This is a genomic window from Acinetobacter sp. YH12136 (assembly GCF_013418545.1).
Classification (GTDB): domain Bacteria; phylum Pseudomonadota; class Gammaproteobacteria; order Pseudomonadales; family Moraxellaceae; genus Acinetobacter; species Acinetobacter towneri.
Genome location: NZ_VPBV01000002.1, coordinates 19,132 through 44,518 on the forward strand (window position 1 = coordinate 19,132; position 25,387 = coordinate 44,518).

General features: G+C 40.6%; 26 protein-coding genes. 22 read left to right on the forward strand and 4 right to left on the reverse strand.

What is annotated here, in order from left to right:
* Positions 1–37 precede the first annotated feature (37 nt).
* The 3 genes from FTU71_RS01370 (at position 38) to FTU71_RS01380 (ending at position 2,789) form a co-directional block, all read left to right on the forward strand.
* Positions 38–1,063 (forward strand): AraC family transcriptional regulator, encoded by a 1,026-nt coding sequence (locus tag FTU71_RS01370; RefSeq protein ID WP_180111191.1) that lies wholly within the window; start codon positions 38–40, stop codon positions 1,061–1,063.
* Positions 1,064–1,323: 260 nt separating this feature from the next.
* On the forward strand, positions 1,324–1,674 hold the full coding sequence (locus FTU71_RS01375; RefSeq protein WP_104852119.1) for a hypothetical protein: 351 nt from the start codon (positions 1,324–1,326) through the stop codon (positions 1,672–1,674).
* 203 nt (positions 1,675–1,877) lie between these two features.
* Positions 1,878–2,789: a bestrophin family protein gene (locus FTU71_RS01380; RefSeq protein ID WP_004973196.1), complete on the forward strand. Its 912-nt coding sequence runs from the start codon at positions 1,878–1,880 to the stop codon at positions 2,787–2,789.
* 114 nt (positions 2,790–2,903) lie between these two features.
* Here FTU71_RS01380 and prmC read toward each other — a convergent pair whose 3' ends face one another.
* Positions 2,904–3,734, reverse strand: a complete 831-nt coding sequence (gene prmC / locus FTU71_RS01385; RefSeq protein WP_167846066.1) for a peptide chain release factor N(5)-glutamine methyltransferase — start codon at positions 3,732–3,734, stop codon at positions 2,904–2,906.
* On the reverse strand, positions 3,734–4,822 hold the full coding sequence (gene prfA / locus FTU71_RS01390; protein ID WP_004973192.1) for a peptide chain release factor 1: 1,089 nt from the start codon (positions 4,820–4,822) through the stop codon (positions 3,734–3,736). The genes prmC and prfA overlap by 1 nt, the downstream gene beginning before the upstream one ends.
* Positions 4,823–5,208: 386 nt before the next feature.
* On the opposite strand from prfA, the gene FTU71_RS01395 reads away from it, so the two are divergent.
* The 5 genes from FTU71_RS01395 (at position 5,209) to FTU71_RS01415 (ending at position 8,859) form a co-directional block, all read left to right on the forward strand.
* The gene (locus FTU71_RS01395) at positions 5,209–5,634 is read left to right on the forward strand and encodes a glycine zipper 2TM domain-containing protein (protein ID WP_004973189.1); all 426 of its coding nucleotides are present in this window, start codon (positions 5,209–5,211) and stop codon (positions 5,632–5,634) included.
* A 245-nt stretch (positions 5,635–5,879) separates the two neighbouring features.
* Entirely contained in the window at positions 5,880–6,377 is a 498-nt protein-coding gene (locus tag FTU71_RS01400; RefSeq protein ID WP_004973185.1) for a hypothetical protein, read from the forward strand.
* A 221-nt stretch (positions 6,378–6,598) separates the two neighbouring features.
* Entirely contained in the window at positions 6,599–7,603 is a 1,005-nt protein-coding gene (locus FTU71_RS01405; protein WP_180038039.1) for an LLM class flavin-dependent oxidoreductase, read from the forward strand.
* Positions 7,604–7,675: 72 nt separating this feature from the next.
* Positions 7,676–8,113 carry a hypothetical protein gene (locus FTU71_RS01410; protein WP_218945593.1) on the forward strand — a complete coding sequence of 146 codons (438 nt, stop codon included), beginning with the start codon at positions 7,676–7,678 and terminating at the stop codon, positions 8,111–8,113.
* Positions 8,114–8,304: 191 nt separating this feature from the next.
* Positions 8,305–8,859: a hypothetical protein gene (locus FTU71_RS01415; RefSeq protein WP_004973179.1), complete on the forward strand. Its 555-nt coding sequence runs from the start codon at positions 8,305–8,307 to the stop codon at positions 8,857–8,859.
* A 114-nt stretch (positions 8,860–8,973) separates the two neighbouring features.
* Here FTU71_RS01415 and FTU71_RS01420 read toward each other — a convergent pair whose 3' ends face one another.
* Positions 8,974–9,810 carry a pyruvate, water dikinase regulatory protein gene (locus tag FTU71_RS01420; protein ID WP_004973178.1) on the reverse strand — a complete coding sequence of 279 codons (837 nt, stop codon included), beginning with the start codon at positions 9,808–9,810 and terminating at the stop codon, positions 8,974–8,976.
* A gap of 155 nt (positions 9,811–9,965) precedes the next feature.
* Between FTU71_RS01420 and ppsA the strand changes: the two genes are divergently transcribed.
* From ppsA to dnaB, 11 genes are all read left to right on the forward strand, one after another.
* Positions 9,966–12,344, forward strand: coding sequence for a phosphoenolpyruvate synthase (ppsA, locus tag FTU71_RS01425; protein ID WP_004973175.1), 2,379 nt, complete (start codon positions 9,966–9,968; stop codon positions 12,342–12,344).
* Positions 12,345–12,418: 74 nt separating this feature from the next.
* Positions 12,419–13,216 carry an RDD family protein gene (locus tag FTU71_RS01430; protein ID WP_004973172.1) on the forward strand — a complete coding sequence of 266 codons (798 nt, stop codon included), beginning with the start codon at positions 12,419–12,421 and terminating at the stop codon, positions 13,214–13,216.
* A gap of 302 nt (positions 13,217–13,518) precedes the next feature.
* A complete protein-coding gene (gene cyoA, locus FTU71_RS01435) occupies positions 13,519–14,592 on the forward strand; it encodes a ubiquinol oxidase subunit II (protein WP_004973169.1) in 1,074 nt (357 codons plus the stop codon).
* Positions 14,593–14,595: 3 nt separating this feature from the next.
* Positions 14,596–16,584: a cytochrome o ubiquinol oxidase subunit I gene (gene cyoB / locus FTU71_RS01440; protein ID WP_096900904.1), complete on the forward strand. Its 1,989-nt coding sequence runs from the start codon at positions 14,596–14,598 to the stop codon at positions 16,582–16,584.
* Between the two features lie 3 nt (positions 16,585–16,587).
* Positions 16,588–17,205 carry a cytochrome o ubiquinol oxidase subunit III gene (gene cyoC, locus FTU71_RS01445; RefSeq protein WP_004973159.1) on the forward strand — a complete coding sequence of 206 codons (618 nt, stop codon included), beginning with the start codon at positions 16,588–16,590 and terminating at the stop codon, positions 17,203–17,205.
* The gene (locus FTU71_RS01450) at positions 17,205–17,531 is read left to right on the forward strand and encodes a cytochrome o ubiquinol oxidase subunit IV (RefSeq protein ID WP_004973158.1); all 327 of its coding nucleotides are present in this window, start codon (positions 17,205–17,207) and stop codon (positions 17,529–17,531) included. Before cyoC ends, FTU71_RS01450 begins: the two co-directional genes overlap by 1 nt.
* Positions 17,532–17,541: 10 nt before the next feature.
* On the forward strand, positions 17,542–18,420 hold the full coding sequence (gene cyoE / locus FTU71_RS01455) for a heme o synthase (RefSeq protein WP_004973155.1): 879 nt from the start codon (positions 17,542–17,544) through the stop codon (positions 18,418–18,420).
* Positions 18,421–18,774: 354 nt separating this feature from the next.
* Positions 18,775–19,164 (forward strand): 30S ribosomal protein S6, encoded by a 390-nt coding sequence (gene rpsF / locus FTU71_RS01460; RefSeq protein ID WP_004973153.1) that lies wholly within the window; start codon positions 18,775–18,777, stop codon positions 19,162–19,164.
* Between the two features lie 11 nt (positions 19,165–19,175).
* Entirely contained in the window at positions 19,176–19,403 is a 228-nt protein-coding gene (gene rpsR, locus FTU71_RS01465; protein WP_004719336.1) for a 30S ribosomal protein S18, read from the forward strand.
* Positions 19,404–19,412: 9 nt separating this feature from the next.
* Positions 19,413–19,859 (forward strand): 50S ribosomal protein L9, encoded by a 447-nt coding sequence (rplI, locus tag FTU71_RS01470; protein WP_004973150.1) that lies wholly within the window; start codon positions 19,413–19,415, stop codon positions 19,857–19,859.
* 232 nt (positions 19,860–20,091) lie between these two features.
* Positions 20,092–21,537 (forward strand): replicative DNA helicase, encoded by a 1,446-nt coding sequence (gene dnaB / locus FTU71_RS01475; protein WP_004973149.1) that lies wholly within the window; start codon positions 20,092–20,094, stop codon positions 21,535–21,537.
* 21 nt (positions 21,538–21,558) lie between these two features.
* Here dnaB and FTU71_RS01480 read toward each other — a convergent pair whose 3' ends face one another.
* Positions 21,559–22,125: a hypothetical protein gene (locus FTU71_RS01480; protein ID WP_026438364.1), complete on the reverse strand. Its 567-nt coding sequence runs from the start codon at positions 22,123–22,125 to the stop codon at positions 21,559–21,561.
* A 467-nt stretch (positions 22,126–22,592) separates the two neighbouring features.
* On the opposite strand from FTU71_RS01480, the gene alr reads away from it, so the two are divergent.
* The 3 genes from alr to FTU71_RS01495 all read left to right on the forward strand — a co-directional run bounded on the left by alr (position 22,593) and on the right by FTU71_RS01495 (position 25,342).
* Positions 22,593–23,669: an alanine racemase gene (alr, locus tag FTU71_RS01485; RefSeq protein ID WP_179993782.1), complete on the forward strand. Its 1,077-nt coding sequence runs from the start codon at positions 22,593–22,595 to the stop codon at positions 23,667–23,669.
* A gap of 530 nt (positions 23,670–24,199) precedes the next feature.
* Positions 24,200–24,946, forward strand: a complete 747-nt coding sequence (locus tag FTU71_RS01490) for a beta-ketoacyl-ACP reductase (protein ID WP_004973144.1) — start codon at positions 24,200–24,202, stop codon at positions 24,944–24,946.
* A 51-nt stretch (positions 24,947–24,997) separates the two neighbouring features.
* On the forward strand, positions 24,998–25,342 hold the full coding sequence (locus FTU71_RS01495) for a phasin family protein (RefSeq protein ID WP_004973142.1): 345 nt from the start codon (positions 24,998–25,000) through the stop codon (positions 25,340–25,342).
* The last annotated feature ends 45 nt before the right edge of the window (positions 25,343–25,387 follow it).

Below are 25,387 nucleotides of genomic sequence, written 5' to 3' on the forward strand. Positions count from 1 at the left end.
GAACACTCAACTTGTAAATGGAATACCACGCCATCCCATGAATGCAACTCAGCTCACTTACAGCAAAGGTACAATTTCAATTGCTTTAGTCCATGAAGCTTTGCATACTGCACAGCAACGCGGTATGGATACGCATGCTATTTTGCAGACGGCGGGTATTCCTGCAGAGCTGTTACATTCCAACAAAGCGAGGGTGTCAATTCTGCAATATGGTCAATTGTGGATTGCACTGGCAGATGCCATGAACGATGAATTTTTTGGCATGGACAGCCATGCTATGCGTCGTGGCAGTTATCAACTCTTGTCTAAATGGGTGTACCAAGCAGAGCATTTAAAGGCCGCATTACAGGACATTTTAAATTTCTTTAATTTAATACTGGATGATTTTTCAGGTGAATTAAACGTAGATGGTGAATATGCAATCTTAACCATTCACGATAAAGATCAAGTGAAACCGATGTTTAGTTATGCCACTTATTTAATGCTGATTCATGGCTTGATGTGCTGGCTGACAGGACAACGTATCGCTATTTTAAACATGCAACTCAAATGTGCTGCCCCGCAGGATGATGCTGATTATCGTGTCCGTTTCTGTGATGAAATTGAATATGCGTGTACAGCGCATAAGATTTATTTTGAGGCAAAACATCTTGATTTAAAAATCAAGCAGGATAAAAAAAGTTGGAAACGCTTTTTAAAACAAACACCTTTTAACCTTTTGGTGCGTTATAAAAACCCACATGCGCTGAGTCATAAAATCCGTAAACAATTAATGCGATTGCCGCCGAGTGAGTGGTTAGAACTGAACGAATTAACCCAACATTTCAATATGTCTGAAGCGACGTTCCAACGGCGTTTAAAGCAGGAAGGCACCAGCTATAAGCAATTAAAAAATGAAATCCGTCGAGATACGGCAATTGAATTGTTGAGCAAAACCCAACAATCACTTCAGGAAATTAGCGATCAATTAAATTTCCATGATCCTAGCGCTTTTCATCGTGCCTTTAAAAAATGGACTGGGGTCAATCCTGGTGCATATCGACAATATACCGAAAGCTCATAATTGAAAGCTCATAATTGCGTGACTTATCACCTACTACTCAGCCACTATTTTGTGTATTTTACAAACAACTTAATTATAAAAGAAAACTCATCGCTGTGATTTCAAGGTTGAGCAGTGAACTGGACGTTCATCGGCACTGCATTGTCAAAGTATTAAATTTAGTTTACTTTTCAATCAATTTAAAGCATAAATTTTATGCAATTCGGCTGTCATACTCCCCCTGTAATATTAAATGTACGAGCATCTTTGGAGGTTTCCCCATGCTTAAGATGATGGATGTACTTGAACACAATCTAGTTCAAAATTTCTCTCACTCCCTCAACCAAGCTTCTGACCAATTAGATGAATTACTCAATCAAAGTATTCTAAATACCTCAGAAGAACAGTTACGCAATGTCATGTCTGCGTTTTTCAAACGTGAAGATGCACTTGAAGCAGCGCAAGCCCTAGATATTTGCCAAGAAGATTTACAATCTTTACAAGCAGGTTTAGCACTCAAAGATGAACACCTGTGCGATACCGCTAAAATTGTTGCACTATGTTTAGCTTTAGAAACAGACAGTTTGGCACAAGTTGAAATTCCAGACTGTTTGCAAGATTACCCGATGTAAGCTAAAACTTTGAGCATTCAGTTGCTGAAAGTATTTAAAAAGTGATGTCTTCATGGCATCACTTTTTTATTGGCTGTTGCAATAATAAATAAGAAAAATTGACTTTAAGCCGCTTGCTGCTTTTTGAATCAAAAGCTAGCTATCATCTTGCCAAGCGTTGTTTGTCTATGAAACACTAAGGACAGCTTCAAGGATGCATCAAGATGATTATTCGCAATAAAAACAACAGTTTTACCCTACTGTTTGCATGGTATGGGACAATTTTACCCACGGTCTTACCTGCACTTGCAATTGTGGTCTTCCTTTCTACGGTCTTAGTGTATTTGTCTTCTCACCACTTTTTTCAAGTGCCGAGCGTACCAGCCATTGGCTTTACCATTTTCGGTATTATTTTGTCTATTTTCCTCAGTTTTAGAAATAACGCCAGTTATGAACGTTGGTGGGAAGGTCGAAAATTGTGGGGGACGTTAATTGCAACATCACGGCATATTTCACGTGACTCATACGTACTGCCAGATCAACAGCGTCGGGTCTTGATGTATCGGGTCATGTTGTTTAGTAATTTATTGCGTAACCGTTTACGCAATCAAAACCAACCTATCGATTTTTATCAAAACAAAGTCAACCTCACATCTGCAGATTATGAAGCATTATTTCCGCATATTAATGCCGCACAGTTTATTTTAGAAAGCATTCAAAAAGAGTTAGTCAGCGCACTGAAAACAGGTGAAATTTCCGATATTATTTATCAAGGCTTGAATCAACATATTGTTGAATTGGGTAATGTGCAAGCAGGTTGCGATCGAATTCTCAGCACACCCTTGCCTTTTTCTTATTCAGTCTTGTTGCACCGCACTGTGTATTGCTTCTGCTTTATTCTGCCTTTTAGTTTAGAAGCAAGTTTAGGAATCTGGACACCAATTTTGGTGGGTTTAATTGCCTATTTATTCTTAGGTTTAGATGCTCTCAGCGAACAACTTGAAGAACCTTTTGGCCTGCAAGACAATGATTTACCGCTCAACTCCATGGTGCGATTAATTGAACGGGAAATGCTGAGTTCACTTGGCGAAGAACTGCCACCTGCAATTTTGGCAGTGAAAGGCAACCTAAGCTGACATCAGTTGAGTTGAGGCTCATAAATTGGTCTTGCACTTAAACTTTGCTAATCATTCGTCTATGTTTGCAAGCTGATAAATAGATCTCACAAGATTTTTAACTGATATAACACATCAGCCAGCAAGCCATTGTGCTAAAGTCACCCGATCATTGCCTGCATAATCTTTGACTGTACGAATGTCAGAAAAACCGTGTTCTGCAAAAATCGCTTGCACTGCTAAAGCTTGGTCATAGCCATGCTCTAGTGCAATCCATCCATTTGCTTTCAGCCAGTGCTTACCCTGCGAAATAATCTGCAGAATATCTGCCAAACCCTGATCTGCTGCCACCAATGCACGTTCAGGCTCTGCTGCCAAAGCAGACATGTGTGCATCATTAGCATCTATATACGGCGGATTAGATACAATTAAATCAAAACGTGGCTCGGCTGCTGAACCCAATGCCTCAAACCATGCACCACGGGCAAATTGCACCTGATTTAAAGCATGCTTGCTTGCATTTTCTTGAGCAACTGCAAGCGTTGGCAGGTAAATATCGGTTGCGGTTACCTGCCAATCTGGACGTTCAGATGCTAAAGCCAAAGCAATCGCCCCTGTACCTGTGCCTAAATCGACAATTACAGCATCACGTTGTAATGACAAAGCCAACACAGTTTCGACCAAAACCTCGGTATCAGGACGTGGCACCAAAGTATCGTGCGTGACTTTTAAATCCAGTGTCCAAAATGGCTGTGAACCTGTGATATACGCCAAAGGCTCGCCTGCTGCTATACGTGCCAAAGCCTGCACATACATCTGCTCTTGCGCGGCACTCAATTCCTGATCTGCACGATATTTTAATTCAAGCGCACTGAGTCCTAAAAAATGCTCTAACAACCAAATATTTTCTTGACGCTCATAGCTATCGACTTCACCACGTAGCGCCAAGGCTTGCGCAATATTCATTAACCACCGTTTTGCTGAGCAAGCATCGCCAACTGATCTGCCTGATATTCACGATGCAGACTATCTAGTAGTTCAGTTAAATCACCTTCCATCACCGCATCCAACTTATATAAAGTCAGGTTAATACGATGATCTGTCATACGTCCTTGCGGATAGTTATAGGTACGAATACGCTCAGAACGGTCACCCGAACCCACCAAATCACGACGCATTTCTGAAGTTGCTGCATCTGCTGCAGCACGTTTGGCATTTTCCAAACGTGATGCCAACAACGCCATCGCTTTCGCTTTGTTTTTATGCTGTGAACGCTCTTCCTGACATTCCACCACAGTACCCGTCGGAATGTGGGTTATACGCACTGCAGAGTCGGTTTTGTTAACGTGCTGACCACCCGCACCCGAAGCACGATAGGTATCGATACGCAAATCGGCAGGGTTAATATCTACCGTGGTGTCTACATCTACTTCAGGTAAAATTGCCACAGTACACGCTGATGTATGCACACGACCTTGCGATTCAGTCGCAGGAACACGTTGCACACGATGCGCACCACTTTCAAACTTCAAACGGCCATACACGCCTTCGCCATTCACCAAGCAAATGACTTCTTTATATCCGCCGTGTTCACCTTCATTTTCAGATAAAATTTCGATTCTCCAGCCCTGACTTTCGGCATATTTGCTATACATGCGGAATAAGTCACCCGAAAAAATCGCAGCTTCATCGCCACCTGTCCCTGCGCGAATCTCCAAATAAGCCGAGTTGGCATCATTCGGGTCTTTTGGAATCATTAAAATATTTAAGTCAGCTTCAAGTTGCTGAATCAGCGCTTTATTGTCTTTAATTTCTTCTTGCGCCATTTCCTTAAAGTCAGGATCAGACAACATTGCTTCGGCTGTTTCAATATCGGCTTCGGCTTGTGTGTATTGTGACCACACTGCCGTAATTTCGTCTAAATCACTGTGTTCACGTGATAATTGACGAAAACGCTTGTTATCTGAAATCACTTCAACATCTGCCAACAAAGCAGTCAATTCTTCATGGCGGTCAGAAAGCTGATCTAATCGTAAACGTAACGATTCTTTCATTGTTTAAAAAATCTCAATGCAAAGGCTGTTACATGCAACACGCAGCACAGCGAAATAAAAAATTGCGCATAGTTTACCGATTCTACCACCCAAATAACATCATTATTAAGTCTGTACGATGTTTGAAATGCCTATCTGCAGATGTTCTAGCAGTATTTCTGCTTGATGATGCTGTGCATTGCGGTGAATGTACAACTCACCAAGTACCGCAATTAGCATCAGCATTTGGACATTTTTTTAGCAATTTTAATCAAACTCATACAAAGCCCACACCAAAGAACACCAATCTCGTCTGCACTCTCCACATTTTAAAAGCGGCGCTTTGTTAAATTGAGCCCATCAAAATTGATCATAAATAAGTCCTATAAATGGACATGGAGTTCAACATGAAACTTAATGCAATGTTAATGACAGCAGCTTTAGCCACAGCTTCAATGCTCAGTGCCAACGTTTATGCAGACAATACTACGCGCGTTGCCGCAGCCAGTGCTTTAGGCAGTGTTGCAGGTACAGCTATTGGTAAAAATATGGGTGGTACTACGGGTGCAACACTAGGCGCTGCCTTAGGCGGTGCTGGTGGTGCAGCCGTGGCGAGTGATAAGCGTCATCGTACTGAATCTGCAATTGGTGGTGCTTTGGGTGGTGGTGCGGGTTATACCGTAGGTAAAAATATGGGCGGTACCAATGGTGGTTATATTGGTTCAGCTTTAGGTGCAGCAGGTGGTGCAGCACTCGGCAATAAAATCTCGAAAGATAAAGAATATGACCGCTATCAAGAACGTAAATGGAAGAAAAAACGCAACCGTCGTTAATCTTGAACGATAGGCATAGAGCAGCAAAAAAGCATCAACACAGGTTTGATGCTTTTTTATAGGATTAATTTTTCTTCATATATCAGTTCAAAAAAACGACCATAATCAATATGAAGAAATTTAGCAGTGCAATTACAAAGTCTTTACCAAACTTTGCAGATTTACCTCATTGCCCTTCACGATCTTTGCCATCTGTTTCTATATCTTCATTACAAAACATATTAATCAATATTTGGAGCATCCGCATGAAACTTAATCGTATTTTATTGGGTAGCGTTATCGCAAGTTCTGCCTTGCTTATGAGTACTGCGCATGCAAACGATACACGTGTTGCCGTAAGTTCTGCCTTGGGTGGTGCTGTCGGAGCAGCAATTGGTCAACAAATGGGTGGACAAACAGGCGCGATGATTGGTTCAGCCATTGGTGGTGCGGGCGGTGCTGCAGCTTCTGCCAATAAACGTGACCGTAACGGTGCCATGATTGGTGCTGCCTTGGGCGGTGCAGGTGGATATAGCGTTGGTCGCAATATGGCAGGCAACAATGGTGGCTATGTCGGTGCAGGACTCGGCTCTGCAGGTGGTGCAGTATTAGGTCAAAAAGTTAGTGAAGACCGTCGTGATGATCGTTATGACCGCCGCTATGATAGCCGTGGCTATCGCTACAATGACTACCGTTATAATGACCGTTACCGCAAAGACAATGGCTTACATTTAGGTCACTATAAAAATGGTAAACGTCGTTAATTTCTCACGATACTTCTAACAATCAGCACCTTCGGGTGCTTTTTGTTTGCTGACTACTTGCTTGGATAAATGTTTTTTTATAAAGCGTGCTTTTTGGATGAATGTCGCGCGTTGTTAAATGGTAATATCTCATGACTCGCCCATATATCGAAAATTTTCGATATACAAAATCAGTGCAGCATCGTATGATAAAACTCTCTTTAATCAAGCTGGAATAAATGATGCGTTCCCTGCAAGACACAAAATTTGCCATTCTTGAACTCGCACCTGTACGTGATGATCAATCAGTACAGTTTTCACTGCATCATGCACTTGAATTAGCACGACACGCAGAACAACTCGGCTATGACCGTTTGTGGTTGGCGGAACATCATAATATGGATGGCATTGCCAGCTCAGCAACCGCAGTTCTTTTGGGTTATTTATTAGCAAATACGCAAAAAATTAAACTCGGTTCTGGCGGTATTATGCTCCCCAACCACGCACCGTTAGTGGTCGCTGAACAGTTTGGAACTTTAGCGACTTTATATCCTAACCGTATTGAACTCGGTTTAGGTCGCGCACCAGGCACAGATCAAGTGACCATGCGTGCGCTGCGTCGTGGGCGACAGGACACTGAAGATCAATTTCCGCAAGATGTTTTAGAAATTTTGCATTACTTTAAAGATGCTGAACCACAACAACGTATTGTTGCTACGCCAGGACAAGGGACACACGTTCCTGTATGGTTGCTTGGTTCAAGTTTATTTAGCGCACAACTTGCTGCAAAATTAGGACTACCCTACTCATTTGCCTCACACTTCGCCCCGCGTATGCTTGCTCAAGCCATTCAGTTATATCGTGACAATTTTGAGCCTTCAGAATATTTAGAGCGGCCTTATGTGTCTATGGGTGTGCCAACAGTGGTTGCAGATACCGACCAAGAAGCAGAATTTTTGGCGACTAGTGCCTATCAGCGTGTTTTAGGTTTAATGCGTGGACAAAGCCTAAAACTCAAAGCTCCTGTCGAAAGTATGGAAGGTTTGTGGTCGCCTGCAGAAAAAATGTCCGTCGATAGTTTTTATGGCATGGCACAAATTGGTTCTAAGGCTACAGTCAAAGCAGGATTAGAAAACTTATTGGCAAAGTATGATGTCGATGAGTTTATTTTTTCCTGTGATATCTATGACACAGAAAAACGCTTATACAACTTTGATTTACTCATGCAAATGAAGAAAAATATTTAATTCATTCAACACACCTTACAGCCAAATCAAGGGCTGTAAGGTAACTAAATTCTTAAGGTATTATTGGATCATATGTTAATTTTTAAACAGAAGCTTCTACCCGTTTTCTTTGGCACTTTGTTTACAGTGCTAGGCTGTTCTGAATCGTCACTGAATAATCAAACAGAAATCATCATACCAAAACTACAATATTCAGGTGATGGAAGTAATGCTAGCTACAGTGAAGCAATAATTACCCTTGAAGGAAAATGCTTGTATTTCACAGCAAACCAGACGAATTTTCTTCCTATTTTTGCGACTCAACAAGCTTACTGGGATTCGAGAAATGATGTATTAGTCGTAGATAATAAAACGTATAAAAATGGCGATAGAGTTGCCTATGGTGCAGGTGAAGCCTCTAATATTGATTTAGATTCATATTCATGGATCATAAAACCAAACTCTGCTTGCGTTAAAAATAATTCTATTATTATCAATAAATTAACATCTCCTTTACCAACTTCTGACTAAGAGTGTAAATAATTATAATTACAAAAAATTTGTATTTTCTTGTTTTCTCCCGCTTAAATCTCAGTTGAATTAATTTTCAATCTTTAGGAATGACTGGCTCGCCTGCACAAAAGACTTTACCAAACAGTACTGCCCCAACAAAATAGAGTAAATGTTCTAATTTATAAAATGAATAAATCAAGAGATTCAGCATGGTCAGTCCTAAACACGACGTACATAGACACGCTTTTCAAAACTGCTTGGCAGATTTTCAAGAATTCCAAGGCGAATGCATTCCTGCAACTGAAATCAAACAGCATGACTTCACAGGTTTACGCGTTGCAGTTATTGGTGCAAATCAGGACAGCGTGGCACAACTCGATAGAATTTGTCAGCAAGCGACATCTGTTCAAGTCTTTCAAATTGCACCGCATTTTGTCCTGCCAAGTACAGAACGTGGCATCCATCGCCTAATTAGCCATCCTTTGGTGTTTAAAAATCGACGTTTGTTTAATAACCGCGTCAAAAATATTTTGGCTTTACGCTTTTTAGATGCTCAAGTCAAAGACACGTGGCTTAAACGTCAACTCACACCAAACATTGCAGATACACATCAACGCTATTTTAAATCTGATCATTATTATTCAGCTTTACAACGCGAAAATTGCCATTTGATTACTTGGCCAATTGTCAAAGTCTGTGCACATAGCGTGCATAGTATTGATGGACAAGAACATCCAATTGATACCATTATCACTACATTTTAAGTCACACTAAAAGCATTATCATTTAAATAAATAGTAGCTTGATTTTTATTCTATTTAAATCCAATAAAAAAGAGCCAAAATAAAATTTTGGCTCTTTTAATACATATAGTTTCATTAACCAATACGACGTTTTAAACCTGTCATTTGTAAAACACGTGTTGAAATTTCTTCAATCGACATTTCTGAAACATTTAAATATTTAATCCCTTCTGAAATATAAATACCTTCAATCGCACGCAATTCCATTTGGCATTGATTAAAACTTGCATAACGGCTATTGGCTTTACGTTCAGTACGAATTGCCACAAGGCGTTCAGCATCAATCATCAAGCCAAATAACTTATGTTTATGCGGCTTTAATACGGCTGGCAAACGGTTGTCATCGAGGTCTTCTTCAGTCAATGGATAGTTCGCCACACGAATCCCGAACTGTAAAGAAAGGTAGATGGAAGTTGGCGTTTTACCCGAACGCGACACCCCAATCAGAATCAGATCGGCCTTGTCGTAATGACGTGTACGTGCGCCATCATCGTTATCTAAGGCAAAATGCACCGCATCAATACGTGCCTTGTAAGATTCAGAATCTGTTACGGCATGCGTCTGCCCGACCAAAGTGGTTGGTGGTGTTCCTAACTCTTCAGAAAGCTTACTAATTAAGCCTTCAAATACATCTAAATTAATTGCTTTGGCAGTGTTGATGATGTCACGCACATATTGGTCAACCAAGGTATCAAACACCAAAGGTAATTGACCATCAATTTGTGCTCGGGCATTAATCTCTGCCACCACATTCATAGCCGCTTCTTCAGACGTAATATAAGGATGAATATGAATATCAAAGTCCACATTTGGAAATTGCGCTAAGAGTGAATGTCCAAGGGTTTCAGCCGTAATTGCAGTTCCATCGGAAATAAAAAAAACACTCCGCTTAATTTGTTTACCATCTGACATTAAAATTCTCCTTAAACATTTGTCTTAGTGCTATATAATCTTTATAGTAAACCGATCTTACATGACTGTCGCTTAGTAAAACCAAATTGCTAAGTAGATTTATTATAATTTCATGACAAGATAGTGATTAATACTGCAAAAGTGGAGTAACAACTTTGGAAGCGCGCGTAATTGGTCTGGAAAAATTAGGGAAACACGATGTTGAGCTCGTGGGTGGGAAAAACTCATCTTTGGGCGAAATGATCAGCCACTTATCTAATGCTGGTGTATCGGTACCAGGTGGCTTTGCAACAACAGCTGCTGCTTATCGTGAATTTCTCGAGCAAAGTGGCCTAAACGCTAAAATTCAAGCAGAGCTAAAAACACTCAATGTAGATGACGTGAATGCGCTTGCTGAAACTGGTGCAAAAATTCGTCAATGGATTGTCGACACTCCGCTTACTGCATCACTAGAACAAGAAATCCGAGTTGCTTTTGAAGCACTCTCTAACGGCAACCCAAACATCGCGGTTGCCGTTCGTTCATCTGCAACTGCAGAAGATCTACCAGACGCATCTTTCGCAGGTCAGCAAGAAACATTCCTAAACATCCGTGGCATTGACAACGTATTAATTGCCATTAAAGAAGTTTTTGCATCTTTGTACAACGACCGCGCGATTTCTTACCGTGTACACCAAAACTTTGACCACGATGTCGTTGCTTTGTCTGCAGGCGTACAACGTATGGTACGTTCAGAAACTGGCGCTGCTGGTGTAATGTTTACCCTAGATACAGAATCTGGTTTCCGTGATGCTGTATTCATTACTGCTTCTTATGGTTTGGGTGAAATGGTGGTTCAGGGTGCAGTTAACCCAGATGAATTCTATATTTCTAAGCCTTTATTAAAAGCAGGCAAACACTCAGTTTTACGTCGTAACCTTGGCTCTAAACACCAAAAAATGATTTATGGTGAAGAAGGCGCGGCTGGTAAATCTGTAGTTGTGGTCGATGTTGAAAAACAAGATCGCCAACAGTTCTCTTTAAATGATCACGAACTACAAGAATTAGCGAAACAAGCGTTAATTATTGAAGAACATTATCAAGCGCCTATGGATATTGAATGGGCAAAAGATGGTGATGACGGTCAAATCTACATCGTTCAAGCACGTCCTGAAACTGTAAAAAGCCGTGAAAACGTCGGTACTATGGAACGCTACCTATTGAAACAAAAAGGTACGGTCATTTGTGAAGGTCGTTCAATTGGTCAGCGTATCGGTTCTGGTAGAGTCCGCGTTGTAACGTCTATTAAAGAAATGGACAAAGTTCAGGAAGGTGACGTTCTTGTTTCAGACATGACTGATCCAGACTGGGAACCAGTGATGAAACGTGCTGCTGCAATTGTCACTAACCGCGGTGGTCGTACTTGTCACGCTGCAATTATTGCCCGTGAATTAGGCGTACCTGCAATTGTAGGTTGTGGTAATGCAACTGAAGTTTTGACTGATGGTCAGGAAGTTACAGTTTCTTGCGCCGAAGGCGACACAGGTTTCATTTATGAAGGTGCTTTAGATTTTGAAGTTCAAAAGAACTCAATCGAATCTATGCCTAAACTTCCGTTCAAAATCATGATGAACGTTGGTAACCCAGACCGCGCATTTGACTTTGCTCAAATTCCAAACGAAGGGATTGGTCTTGCACGTTTAGAATTCATCATCAACCGTATGATTGGTGTGCATCCTAAAGCATTGCTTAATATTGACAGCTTACCACGTGAAACACGTGCAGCAGTTATGGCGCGTACTGCGGGCTATTCATCGCCAATCGAATTCTATGTAGAAAAATTGGTTGAAGGTATTTCTACCCTTGCTGCTGCATTCGCTGACAAACCAGTGATTGTGCGTATGTCTGACTTCAAATCAAACGAATACGCAAACTTAATTGGTGGTAAGTTATATGAGCCAGAAGAAGAAAACCCAATGTTGGGCTTCCGTGGTGCAAGTCGTTATGTGTCTGACAATTTCCGTGACTGCTTCGAGCTTGAATGTCGTGCCTTGAAAAAAGTACGTGACGAAATGGGCTTAACCAACGTACAAATTATGATTCCATTTGTACGTACCGTTGCTGAAGCAAAACGTGTGATCGAATTGCTTGCGCTGAATGGTTTAAAACGTGGTGAAAATGGTCTGAAAGTGATCATGATGTGTGAATTACCAACCAACGCATTGTTGGCTGAACAATTCCTTGAGCACTTCGATGGTTTCTCTATCGGCTCAAATGACTTAACTCAGTTAACACTTGGTTTAGACCGTGACTCAGGCATTGTTTCTCACCTGTTCGATGAACGTGACCCTGCAGTGAAAGCATTACTTTCTATGGCAATTCACGCATGCCGTAAAGCAGGTAAATATGTCGGTATCTGTGGTCAAGGCCCTTCAGATCACCCTGACCTTGCACGTTGGTTAATGGAACAAGGTATTGAATCTGTATCTTTAAACCCAGACTCAGTTTTAGACACTTGGTTCTTCCTTTCTGAAGAAAAAGCTCAACAAGCGTAGTAAAACGTGTTAAAAGAAAACCCATGCACCTGCGTGGGTTTTTTTTCAAATTCATTTTTTGAGATTTTATATTTATGCAAATTTACTTGGCACGAAATAATCAACAAGCTGGGCCATACACCTTAGAGCAGCTCAACCAAATGCTCGCCAGCCAACAAGTGTTGCTGACAGATTTGGCTTGGCACCAAGGCATGAGCGAATGGAAAGCTTTAGGTGAACTCACCCAAGGTAAACTTGTATATGAACCACAAGGCTACGTCAGCACACCACCTGCCCCTGAACATTCACCTTTTCAAAATACAGATTACACGGCTACAAACACATCACGACCAAGCTCAGCATCATCAAATTCAAGAACACAGGCAACAAAAAATGAATTGGCGAGCATTAACCAACGTGCTTTAGCCAAAATTATAGACATGTTGTTATGGTTGCCTGCAGCAGCACTTCCCTCTTTTTTCTTAAATGCGGACCAGTTTGAACAATTGTCTGGTTTACAACAAAAAATGCAGGCAGCGACAACGTCTGATCAAGCCATGCAATTGCAAACTGAACTCTTTCAGCTCATTCCAATGCAAGCTTGGCAAGCGGTGGCAATTTATTTATTGATTATGCTGGGCATACAAGCCTTCCTGCTGGCTAAAACTGGACAAAGTATTGGCAAACGTCTGACTAAAATTAAGATTGTCGATGCTGAAACCGATGAAAAAGTCAGCCTAATGCGTGTGTTTACTATTCGCTCTATCATTTTCATTATTTTGAATATGATGTTTATGCCCTTCATCACAATTTTAGATTATGGCTTTGCATTTGGTGCAAAACGACAGGCTTTGCACGATAAACTCGCCAAAACCAAAGTCGTAAAGCAATAATTTGATTTTATTTATTCAGGGATGATTGATCATCCCTTTTTTCTTATAATATTGATAAATATAAATAAATTAAAATTAACACAAATAATTCCGAGTATAAAAATTGGTTTTCATTCCCTCCACTTAAAGCCGCTTTATGTGTAGCTTAGTTTGTCGATATCAGGCATAATGCCCTACAACGTAGCGGTGTCCGATGATTAAGAAGACTTTTTCATCTTTTTTGATGTCTTTTTAATCATGCGACACTTTAATCGCTATCCCATATTAAATTAGGGAATGGGACTCTTCACCGAGGTTGTAAAATGAGACAAACGATTTTAGCTGTATTGTCTTTATCTACGATGGCTGCACTCTTAACTGGGTGTGGCGGTGATTTAGTACTTCTGAACTCAAAAGGTCCAGTTGCAGCAGGTCAAAGTAACCTGATGATGACTGCGATTTACCTAATGCTATTGGTGGTTATTCCATCTGCAATTATGGCATTGTGGTTCGGTTGGAAATATCGCGCATCGAATAAAGACGCAGACTATCAACCAACATGGTCACACTCTACTGCAATTGAAATTGTAGTATGGGGTATACCTGTTATTATTATTTGTATTTTAGCTTGGTTAACTTGGTGGGGTTCCCACAAGTACGACCCTTACCGTCCGCTAGAATCCGAAAAAGCTCCTTTAACTGTTCAAGTTATTGCTGAACAATTTAAATGGATCTTCATCTACCCAGAACAGAACATTGCTACTGTTAACGAATTACGCTTCCCAGAGCAAACGCCTGTAAGCTTACGTTTAACCTCTAACTTCACAATGAACTCGTTCTTTATCCCTGCATTATCTGGTCAGATTTATGCAATGGCGGGTATGCAAACTCACTTGAACGTTTTAGCAGACAACACGGGCGAATTCCGTGGTTTCTCATCTAACTACTCAGGTTATGGTTTCTCGCAAATGCGCTTTAAAGCTCACTCTGTAACTCAAGCTGATTTTGAGCAATGGGTAACAGCTGTTAAAGCAGGTCAAGGTACGACTATCAATCCTCAAGCTGTTCAAAAAACAGTTTTAGATCAAGCTGAATTTGCTTCTTTACGTGACGGTAACCGTTCACAGAAACAAATTGATGCAATGGTTCGTAACGCCAAAACTGAATTAGAGAAAAAACTTGCTGCAACGGCTTTAAAAGAAGGTCCATATAAGACTCAGCCACATCCTGTGACTTATTACTCTTCTGTTGAGCAAGGCTTGTTTGAATCAGTGATCAATAACTATATGAGTAACTACCATGGTGCTGACCATTCAGCTCCTGTAGTGGCTGGTGAAGCGCCTGCTTCTGAAACTCATGTAGCAGTTGAACATGCGACTGCTTCTCAAGGGGAATAAGACATGAGCTTATTAGGTAAGTTAGGTCCAGATGCAATTCCTTACGATCCAATCGTATTGGTAACTGTTGCAGCGATGATCTTAGGTGGTCTTGCAGCGATTGCTGGTATTACCTACTTCAAAAAATGGGGCTACTTGTGGAACGAATGGTTCACATCTGTAGACCATAAAAAAATTGGTATCATGTATATCTTTGTATCTGTAGTCATGTTACTTCGTGGCTTCGCAGATGCGATCATGATGCGTCTTCAACAGTTCCTTGCGAAAGGTGGTGGTGAAGGCTATTTACACCCAGAACACTATGACCAGATTTTCACCGCACACGGTGTGATCATGATCTTCTTCGTGGCAATGGGTCTTGTTGTTGGCTTAATGAACATCTCTGTACCATTACAGATTGGTGCTCGTGACGTAGCCTTCCCGTTATTAAACTCTTTAAGCTTCTGGTTATTCGCTGGTGCTGCAGGTTTAATGATGGTTTCACTTGCATTAGGTGAATTCGCTGCTACAGGTTGGATGGCTTATCCTCCTCTATCTGGTATCGAATACTCTCCAGGTGTTGGTGTTGACTACTATATTTGGGCACTTCAGGTTTCTGGTCTAGGTACGCTTCTTACTGGTGTTAACTTCTTCGTTACCATCATCAAAATGCGTGCGCCTGGCATGAAACTTATGGACATGCCTGTTTTCACTTGGACAACATTAGTTACTGCGGTACTTATCATTGCAACATTCCCAGTTTTAACTGCGACAATTGCAATGTTAACGCTTGACCGTTACTTCGGTTTCCACTTCTTTACGAACGACATGGGTGGTAGCCCAATGTTGTATGTAAACTTGATTTGGACATGGGGTCACCCAGAAGTTTATATCTTAGTATTACCAGCATTTGGTATTTACTCAGAAGTAACTGCGACTTTTGCTCGCAAAACATTGTTCGGTTACAAATCAATGGTGTACGCAACTGTTGCAATTGGTGTGTTATCACTTGTTGTATGGGTTCACCACTTCTTTACCATGGGTGCAGGTGCCAACGTTAACGCGTTCTTCGGTATCATGACCATGATTATTGCGATTCCTACTGGTGTGAAAATCTTCTCTTGGTTATTCACCATGTACAAGGGTCGTATTACCTACACTACCCCAATGCTTTGGACACTTGGCTTCCTTGTGACTTTTGGTATCGGTGGTTTAACAGGTGTATTAATGGCAGTTCCACCAGCGGACTTCCTTGTACACAACTCTTTATTCCTAATTGCTCACTTCCATAACGTAATTATTGGTGGTGTAGTATTCGCGATGTTCGCAGGTATCATTTACTACTGGCCAAAAATGTTTGGTTGGAGACTCAATGAAACTTGGGGTAAAGCAGCATTCTGGTTCTGGTTCTTCGGTTTCTACTTTGCATTCATGCCACTTTATATCCTTGGTTTCATGGGTATGACTCGTCGTTTGAATACATATGACAACCCAGAATGGGATCCATACTTGGCAATTGCGTTCTTCGGTTCTGTGTTAATTGCTATTGGTCTATTCTGCTTCGTTATGCAGATTGTGGTTGGCTTCCTACAACGCAACCAACGCTTAGACCTTACTGGAGATCCATGGGATGGCCGTACGCTTGAGTGGGCTACTTCTTCTCCAGCACCGTTCTATAACTTTGCTCACCTTCCAAAGATCAATGGTATTGATACTTTCTGGACTGACAAAGAAAATGGTGTTGCATACGCTCGTCCAACTAAGTATGAAGATGTCCATATGCCAACTAACCGTGCAGCTGGCTTCATAATTGCAATGTTTATTACAACTATGGGCTTCGCATTAATCTGGCATATTTGGTGGCTAGCAATCGTTACGTTCATTGCGGCAATCATCAGCTTCATCGTGAGTTCTTTCACGAAGAAAGTGGACTACTATGTTCCTGCTGCTGAAGTTGAGCGTATTGAAAACGAACGCTATGCGATCCTTGAAAAACACTTGAAGAAGGACTAAGACATGGCTGAAGTACTTCATCACGACAACCACGGACATGATGATCATCACCACGATGATACAGACATCACCGTCTTTGGTTTCTGGACCTACTTGATGAGTGACCTTGTAATTTTTGGTACACTTTTCATCGCGTTCGCTGTATTAAGTAGCCACGTTCCAGTAGGCACTCCAACAGCTAAAGATTTGTTTGGCGAGTCATTAGGCTTCGTTTTAACAGAAACTTTTGCCCTGTTGATTTCTTCTGTAACTTTCGGTTTTGCCGTTTTAGCTGCTTACAAGAAAGATGTTGCTAAAGTTCTAACTTGGTTAGGCGTGACTTGGGTTTTCGGTGCGATCTTTATTGGTATGGAACTTTATGAGTTCAACCATTTAGTTCACGCTGGACATGGTCCAAGTGCGAGTGCGTTCTTATCTGCGTTCTTTACTTTGGTTGGTACGCACGGTATTCACGTAACTTCAGGTTTAGTTTGGATGATCGTGTTAATGGTTCAAATCAAGAAATATGGTTTGACTATTCCGAACATGCGTCGTTTAGCTTGCCTAAGCTTGTTCTGGCACTTCCTTGACATCGTTTGGATCTGTGTATTCAGCGTAGTTTACTTGATGGGAGTTCTCTAATGAGTCACGATCACAACTCTGCTGGTGCATCACACGGTAACACTAAGCAATATACGATTGGCTTTATCCTTTCTGTTATCCTTACCATTATTCCTTTTGGTATGGTTATGGCAGGTGGTTTTGGCCGTGGTATTTTGATTACTGTTATTTCGATTACAGCAGTTGCTCAGATTCTTATTCAATTAATTTATTTCTTGCATATGAATTCTTCTTCAGAGCAACGTTGGAACGTGATTGCATTCGTGTATACCATTCTGACCATTGCCATCCTTTTGGTTGGTTCTGTATGGATCATGAACTACCTACACTACAACATGATGATCTAAACTGGTTGTCATGCTGAAAAAGTATTTATTCCTGACAAAGCCAGGAATTCTCTTTGGTAATTTTATTACCACTTTGGGTGGCTACTTTGTAGCTGCCCAAGGTTCTGTAGATTTCCTTCTCCTACTGCTTACTCTGCTTGGTACAACGCTTGTTGTCGCCTCAGGATGTGTGGTCAACAATATTATTGACCAAGACATCGACCAAAAAATGCAACGCACACAAAACCGTGCTTTAGTGAAAAAAACTGTTTCTGTTCCTATTGCGCTGATTTATTCAGTGGTATTGGGCATAATTGGTTTTAGCATTTTATGGTTTGGAGTTAACGCATACGCTTTTCTTTTTGCACTGATTGGTTTCGTGGTTTATGTCGGCTTTTACAGTCTATGGACCAAACGCACAACAATTCATCAAACCATTATTGGCAGTATTTCAGGCGCAAGCCCACCTGTCATTGGTTATACCGCTGTTGCAAATCAATTTGACTTAGCTGCACTACTTATCTTTTTAGGTTATGCACTTTGGCAAATGCCCCACTCTTGGGCGATTGCAATTTACCGTTTTGATGATTACAAAAATGCGGGGATTCCAATTTTGCCAGTTGCTCGTTCAATTTTACGAACGAAAATTGAATCACTAATTTATGTGGTGTTATTTACCGTTGCCATGAATGGACTGTTTGTATTTGGTTATGCAAACTGGCTATATCTGGTTATTTTGAATGCACTTTGTATTTATTGGTTCTATATTGGCGTCATTGGCTTCAAAGCAGAAAATGATCAATTATGGGCAAAACGCTTTTTCCTATTTTCGGTTATTTTAATTACTGTTGTGAGTTTATGTTTTAGCTTTACAGCAACCGCACCAAGCACGCAAATCATACTTTTTTAAAAGATAGAGTTTAGCTCTATCTTTTAATGGAGTGCCTACCCTCTCCACACTTCAATATTTAAATAATAACAATTTATCTGTCTTTGATTTATTCGTCCTTAATAATTTTCGAATTAAACACTCTAAAAGTTAGTGACATACAAATACAAAGTATAAAATTTAAATTCCAATCATAGATGCAAAATATTACATTCCCTTTTTACCCAAGCCGATCTTTTCTTAGACCAAGCCTTGTATTTACTTGGTAAAAGCTCTAAAATTCACGCTTCGCAATTTTGCGACACAACTTCGGTTGTGACTCCTTGCTTCTGGCTCAATTTAGTCAGGGGCTGCATAAACCGTAAGGAGCTGACAATGCGTCACTACGAAATCGTACTTTTGGTACACCCAGACCAAAGCGATCAAGTTGTGGGTATGGTAGAACGTTACCTAACTCACATCAAAGAAGCTGAAGGTCAAATTCACCGTTTAGAAGATTGGGGCCGTCGTCAATTGGCTTACCCAATTAACAAAATTCACAAAGCGCACTACATTCTTATGAACGTTGAATGTGGTCAAACTACGCTTGACGAGTTAGAAGAATTGTTCCGTTATAACGACGCGATCCTTCGTAGCTTGATCATCCGTCGTGAAAACGCTATCACTGAAGAGTCATTATTGGCTAAGAGTGCTGAAGAAAAACGTGCGCGTAAAGCTCAACGTGAAGAAGCACAACACGCTAACCAAGACTCTGCTGAAGCTTAAGGAGAACATCAATGGCACGTTTTTACCGTCGTCGCAAGTTCTGCCGCTTTACAGCTGAGAACGTTACGTACATCGACTACAAAGATATCGATACACTAAAACAGTACATCACTGAAAATGGCAAGATTGTTCCTAGCCGTATTACAGGTACTAAAGCTCGTTACCAACGTCAATTAGCGCTTGCTATTAAACAAGCTCGCTACTTAGCGTTGATCCCTTACACTGACAATCATAAGTGAGGTTGAGCTGTGGATATTATCTTATTACAACGCATTAAGAACCTTGGTAAATTAGGCGATAAAGTTTCAGTTAAAGCTGGTTACGGCCGTAACTACTTGATCCCTCAAGGTAAAGCAGTTGCTGCAACTGAAGCAAACACTGCTGCATTTGAAGCTCGTCGTGCTGAACTTGAGAAGCAAGAAGCTGAAATTTTAGCTGCTGCTCAAGCACGTGCTGACCAATTGAACGAAGTTAACATCGTAATCACTGCTAAAGCTGGTGATGAAGGTAAACTTTTCGGTTCTATCGGTACTCGTGACATCGCTGACGCGTTAACGAATGCTGGTCTTGAAGTTGACCGTGCAGAAGTTCGTTTACCAAACGGTGCGCTTCGTCACACTGGTGAATTCAACATCGCAATCCAATTGCACCATGATGTTGTTGCTGAAGTTCTCGTTACTATCGTATCTGAGTAATTTGCTGCAAAAGAAAAGAGCATGCCTAATCGCATGCTCTTTTTTTGTCTTTAGAATATACGATTAGTACAATTTTCCTAAATCATCATGCACGCTTTGACTTATCCTTCGCCAAAATCTACTCGCTTTTTTTTCTAGAGGGCGTATCATCGGGAAGTGGAAAGAATATGAGTTTCAAATTCTATCCCCGTGCATTATTCAGCATTTACTGTTTTAAAAATCAGGGATTTATATGTCACAGGCGACTGCTAGCGCAAAGCAACATACTGCAAAGTCTGATCTAAAACCAAATGAGAACAGCCCGCTTAAAGAGTTTCGTACCCCACCGCATAACTTAGCCATCGAACAAGCTGTTTTGGCTGCGTTAATGACTGTGGCCGAATCTTTTGAACAAGTGGGTGATGTGCTACAAGAATCTGATTTTTACGCGACACGCCACAAATATATTTTCCGCGCCATTGATTCTTTGTCTAAAGAAAACTCACCTTATGATGCCGTATTGGTGAATGACTGGCTGATTAAACAAAATTTACTTGAAGCTGCAGGCGGGGAAGAATACTTAATGCAGCTCATGGCAGACTCGCCTTCTAGTTTTTATAACCTAGAAACCTATGCCACGAAAATTAAAGAATTCTCGACCCTCAGAAACATGATTAAAGTCAGTTCTGAAATTTTACAAAATGCCTATGACACCAAAGGTCGTAGCGTAAGTGAAATTTTAGACTTGGCCGAAACCAATATTTTCCAAATTGCCGAACAACATAATAACAATGCCAAAGCACAAGGCCCAAAAGCCATTTCGAGCGTGGTTGCCGATGTATTCGACAAACTTGATGAACTTTCTAAAATGGAAGGTAACATCACAGGCTTAACCACAGGCTTTGTGGAGTTAGATAATAAAACTTCGGGCATGCAAGCGGGTGACTTGATTATTGTCGCTGCGCGTCCATCTATGGGTAAAACCACCTTTGCCATGAACTTGGTCGAAAGTGTTTTGTTTAACAATGATTTGCCTGCCCTTGTCTACTCTATGGAAATGCCTGCAGACTCAATCGCAATGCGTTTAATTTCTGCATACGGCAAAGTGCATCAAGGGAACTTACGTTCAGGTAAACTCAGTGGCGATGAATGGTCAAAAGTCACAGGCACGATTTTACAACTGCAAGAAAAGCATTTGTATATTGATGACTCATCTGCCCTACCACCTACGGAAGTACGTGCACGTGCACGACGCATTGCCAAACAACATGGCGGTAAAATTGGCTGCATCATGGTCGATTACTTGCAGTTAATGAAAGTTCCAGGCATGGGCGATAACCGTGTCGGCGAAATCTCAGAAATTTCACGTAGCTTAAAAGCCTTGGCCAAAGAGATGAACTGCCCTGTGATTGCTTTGTCACAGCTCAACCGCTCATTAGAGAACCGACCTAATAAACGCCCTGTGATGTCTGACTTGCGTGAATCTGGTGCAATTGAGCAGGATGCGGATTTAATCATGTTTATTTACCGCGACGAAGTTTACAATAAAGAATCTAAAGAAGCAGGTACTGCCGAAATTATTATTGGTAAACAGCGTAACGGCCCAATTGGTACGGTACGTCTTGCTTTTGAAGGGCAATATACGCGTTTTAGTAACTTATCTCCTGAGTATTATGCTCAGTATGATGATGAAGAGTAATGCTTGCATTGCTCTTTTTTATTAAAACCATGTTTTAATCTGACTTATTAACTTTGCCCACCATAGTTTCCAACTTGAGAGTAAATTATAATCTTGACTATTTTCTTCCATTTCAAGTGATGGAAATGCTTTATTTAATTGCTTGCATGTCGGATACTTTTGTTGCAGTTGCGCCAAATAATGTGTCTGATCATAGTCTATAAAACCATCTAAAATCCCAACCTCTGATCTATCGACTGTAGAACAATTTGAGGTCTGCTTATTCCAAGCTAAAAATGGGACAATCGGTTTAGATAAAACAAGCTGGTCATTCTTACAGTTTAATGTTGCAAATGAAACTACTTGATATTGCTGGGGTTTAGCACCATCTGGTGCATAAGCTAAACCAATAATTAATTGGTTTTTAGCTGTACTTTTACCTGAAAATCCACTGTACCATTGAGTAGGCTTTTTATATTTAACCTCATCTAGTATTGAGCGAAAAATAAATTGACCTGAACTGAGTTCAAAAATGAAGTCTGAACTCTCCTGTACTGCCAGTGAACCTTGGTAACGGGCAATAAAAACGTCATTGGGTGAATGTGGCATACAAGCCATAACTGACTGACAAAAAAATAAAGTACTCCATCCCAGATAACAAAATATTTTCATCATTTATTCAACATATCCAAGTTTAAAATGCATTGTTTAATCTCTCTTTGAGTTCATTTAAATTACGAACCCACTCTCCACAATCTTCTGAGTCTTGCCATAACTCGTACAGTTCAGAATTTTCCTAAGTGAGAGCATCTAACGCCATAATAGCTTTTAGAACGTATAGTTTTATATGAAAAATAAAGTCTGAAACTTTTACAAATTATTTGCAATCAATAACCTAATAGATTTTTCGATCTTAAATTAATTTATGATCAAAAACTTAAATGTTCATGTCTATTTGAGGTTGATAGGTCTACAATAGTGAATATTTTTAAATAGAACTATTTTTAGTATTTATTTATCACTCCACAGTGTATCTAACACAAATTACCAATTGTCATTCCCAAGGAGTAACGAGGGTGCGCCAAGCAACAGTTTATATTGACAGTCAGGCACTGCAATATAATTTAAACCGTGTCAAACAACTTGCCCCAACAGCGAAAATTGTTAGCATGGTCAAGGCCAATGCTTACGGACATGGTGTAAAAGACTGCTTAGCAGCCTTAAAAGACAGCGATGCCTTTGGTGTCGCTTGCGTTGAAGAAGCCTTAGAAATTCGTGAATTGGGATATACGCAGCCCATCACCCTGATTGAAGGTGTTTTTTCTGCCGATGAAATGCAAAGTGTGTTAGCACACAAATTAGAATGTGTGGTGCATCATCAAGCACAGCTCGACTGGCTGCTACAACATAAAGCTGATTACATCACACAAGGCTTAAAAGTCTGGGTCAAACTCAACAGTGGCATGAATCGTTTAGGTTTTAAAATTCCTGAAATTATTGATGTGATTCACATGCTCAAAGCCGAAGGTTTTACCTGTGTGTTGACCATGCATTTTGCCAATGCCGATGGTGATCATGCTTTAAATGATCAACAAGTCGCGCAATTTTTGCATGTCAAAGACAATTGCAGCCCTATTCTTGCTTCTTGCTGTAACTCTGCTGCAATCTATCGTTATCCCGAATTGCATTTTGATTATGTACGCCCAGGCATTATGCTTTACGGTGCAACGCCTTTTGCCGCACATAATGTGCATACACTCGACTTAAAGCCTGTGATGACTTTAAGCGCAGAAGTGATCGCACTAAATGAAATTGATGCAGGCGAACACGTCGGCTACGGTTCAACCTTTACTGCAGAACAAGCCATGCAAATTGCGATTGTTTCAATTGGCTATGGCGATGGTTATCCACGTACATTTGTGCAGCCAAATTTTGTTGCGATTGGTACAAAATTAACGCCTGTACTTGGTCGTGTGTCTATGGATATGATTGCCATTGATGTCACAGGTTTAGACGTTGAATTAGGCACACAAGTTGAACTATGGGGCAAATACCGTTTGGTGGATGATGTTGCCACAGCCAATGGTACGATTGGCTATGAGTTGTTGTGTCGTTTAAGCCCTCGCCCACAGCGCAAGGCAACCAGCATTTAACTTTCTTTTTTCGATCTGTTGCATGTAGCAGTTTTGCTGCATGCAATCGTCTAAGCCATTCTCTTTTTCTTTCTTATATTTTTCTTTTCGCTTTTTATTTTCTTAAATTCACTGTATTTCCATTCATATTGATAAAAATTTGTGGTCACCCACATTTGCATTTAGCGCTTTACAGTCATCCAAATATTTAGCTGAAAATCACACTCAAAATCTCAAGAAAAAACAATATGCTCGCGCACTGTCTTTAAACTGCCACATCGCTTCAAATTCATGGATTAATCACATTTCACCAGTTCTCAGAAGTTTGTGCTGCGCGCTACGATGAATCAATGACTTCACGACTATTTAAGCCATTTATAAAAGCATCCACATGATAAGAAAATAATCTATTACCAATATTTGTTTACTTTTGACTTCAAAGCATCATCAAACTGCAGCCTCTTTGAAATATAAAACGCTTAATTTCTAAACAAGAATAAAGAGGAAAAACTCCTTAATTTTTATAACCTTATTCTGCTTAGGAAAAGAATATGTCTGAACAAAAAGTAGCTTTAGTGACGGGTGCATTAGGTGGTATTGGCAGTGAGATTTGCCGTCAACTGGTTACAGCAGGCTATAAAATTATTGCAACGGTTGTACCAAGAGAAGAAGATCGCGAAAAGCAATGGCTTAAAGACGAAGGCTTTACAGAAAGTGATGTGCGCTTTGTTTTAACCAACTTAAATGAGCATGAAGCGGCTACAGCAGCCATTCAAGAAGCAATTGATGCTGAAGGTCGTGTAGATGTGTTGGTCAACAATGCTGGTATTACCCGCGATGCAACTTTCAAAAAAATGAGCTATACGCAGTGGTCTGAAGTGATTGAAACCAACTTAAAAACACTTTTTACCGTGACTCAGCCTGTATTTAACAAAATGTTAGAACAAAAGTCTGGTCGCATTGTGAACATTAGTTCGGTGAACGGTTTAAAAGGTCAATTTGGTCAAGCCAACTACTCTGCAACTAAGGCAGGCATCATCGGCTTTAGCAAAGCTTTGGCGCAAGAAGGCGCACGTTCAAATATCTGCGTGAACGTCGTTGCACCAGGTTATACCGCAACCCCGATGGTCACAGCCATGCGCGAAGAAGTAATTAAAAGCATTGAAGCACAAATTCCTCTGCAACGTCTTGCCGCCCCTACCGAAATTGCGGCAGCAGTTATGTATTTAGTGAGTGATCATGCTGCATACGTAACAGGCGAAACCTTATCAATCAACGGCGGCTTATACATGCACTAAGCGTGTAACACCTCATTTTAATCTACAAGTTTATTTACTGGAGTGACACCCATGCTATACGGCGACTTATTTTCAAACATGAATGCTCAATACAAAAACGTGTTTGAACCGTACACCAAATTCAACAGTATAGTTGCAAAAAATTTTGCTAACTTAACCAACCTACAATTAGAAGCAGCACGCAACTATGCCAACATTGGTTTAGCACAAATGTTTGCCAATAGCGAAGTGAAAGACATGCAAAGCATGGTGAACTGCACCACCAAGCAATTAGAAACTATGAACAAACTCAGTCAGCAAATGATTGAAGATGGCAAAAAATTAGCAACACTGACTTCAGAAGTCAAAGCAGAATTTGAAAAGTTAGTCAGCGATTCAATGCCAAATAACAAATAAACACTGCTCTGAAAACCATGCGTTATCAGGACGAATGTTACGGGG

Excerpts from the sequence above, each read along its gene's own strand:
- FTU71_RS01370 (WP_180111191.1), top strand. The coding sequence starts at position 38 with ATGAATGCAACTCAGCTCACTTACAGCAAAGGTACAATTTCAATTGCT.
- FTU71_RS01375 (WP_104852119.1), top strand. The coding sequence starts at position 1,324 with ATGCTTAAGATGATGGATGTACTTGAACACAATCTAGTTCAAAATTTC.
- FTU71_RS01380 (WP_004973196.1), top strand. The coding sequence starts at position 1,878 with ATGATTATTCGCAATAAAAACAACAGTTTTACCCTACTGTTTGCATGG.
- prmC (WP_167846066.1), bottom strand. The coding sequence starts at position 3,734 with ATGAATATTGCGCAAGCCTTGGCGCTACGTGGTGAAGTCGATAGCTAT.
- prfA (WP_004973192.1), bottom strand. The coding sequence starts at position 4,822 with ATGAAAGAATCGTTACGTTTACGATTAGATCAGCTTTCTGACCGCCAT.
- FTU71_RS01395 (WP_004973189.1), top strand. The coding sequence starts at position 5,209 with ATGAAACTTAATGCAATGTTAATGACAGCAGCTTTAGCCACAGCTTCA.
- FTU71_RS01400 (WP_004973185.1), top strand. The coding sequence starts at position 5,880 with ATGAAACTTAATCGTATTTTATTGGGTAGCGTTATCGCAAGTTCTGCC.
- FTU71_RS01405 (WP_180038039.1), top strand. The coding sequence starts at position 6,599 with ATGCGTTCCCTGCAAGACACAAAATTTGCCATTCTTGAACTCGCACCT.
- FTU71_RS01410 (WP_218945593.1), top strand. The coding sequence starts at position 7,676 with ATGTTAATTTTTAAACAGAAGCTTCTACCCGTTTTCTTTGGCACTTTG.
- FTU71_RS01415 (WP_004973179.1), top strand. The coding sequence starts at position 8,305 with ATGGTCAGTCCTAAACACGACGTACATAGACACGCTTTTCAAAACTGC.
- FTU71_RS01420 (WP_004973178.1), bottom strand. The coding sequence starts at position 9,810 with ATGTCAGATGGTAAACAAATTAAGCGGAGTGTTTTTTTTATTTCCGAT.
- FTU71_RS01430 (WP_004973172.1), top strand. The coding sequence starts at position 12,419 with ATGCAAATTTACTTGGCACGAAATAATCAACAAGCTGGGCCATACACC.
- cyoA (WP_004973169.1), top strand. The coding sequence starts at position 13,519 with ATGAGACAAACGATTTTAGCTGTATTGTCTTTATCTACGATGGCTGCA.
- cyoB (WP_096900904.1), top strand. The coding sequence starts at position 14,596 with ATGAGCTTATTAGGTAAGTTAGGTCCAGATGCAATTCCTTACGATCCA.
- cyoC (WP_004973159.1), top strand. The coding sequence starts at position 16,588 with ATGGCTGAAGTACTTCATCACGACAACCACGGACATGATGATCATCAC.
- FTU71_RS01450 (WP_004973158.1), top strand. The coding sequence starts at position 17,205 with ATGAGTCACGATCACAACTCTGCTGGTGCATCACACGGTAACACTAAG.
- cyoE (WP_004973155.1), top strand. The coding sequence starts at position 17,542 with ATGCTGAAAAAGTATTTATTCCTGACAAAGCCAGGAATTCTCTTTGGT.
- rpsF (WP_004973153.1), top strand. The coding sequence starts at position 18,775 with ATGCGTCACTACGAAATCGTACTTTTGGTACACCCAGACCAAAGCGAT.
- rpsR (WP_004719336.1), top strand. The coding sequence starts at position 19,176 with ATGGCACGTTTTTACCGTCGTCGCAAGTTCTGCCGCTTTACAGCTGAG.
- dnaB (WP_004973149.1), top strand. The coding sequence starts at position 20,092 with ATGTCACAGGCGACTGCTAGCGCAAAGCAACATACTGCAAAGTCTGAT.
- FTU71_RS01480 (WP_026438364.1), bottom strand. The coding sequence starts at position 22,125 with ATGCCACATTCACCCAATGACGTTTTTATTGCCCGTTACCAAGGTTCA.
- FTU71_RS01490 (WP_004973144.1), top strand. The coding sequence starts at position 24,200 with ATGTCTGAACAAAAAGTAGCTTTAGTGACGGGTGCATTAGGTGGTATT.
- FTU71_RS01495 (WP_004973142.1), top strand. The coding sequence starts at position 24,998 with ATGCTATACGGCGACTTATTTTCAAACATGAATGCTCAATACAAAAAC.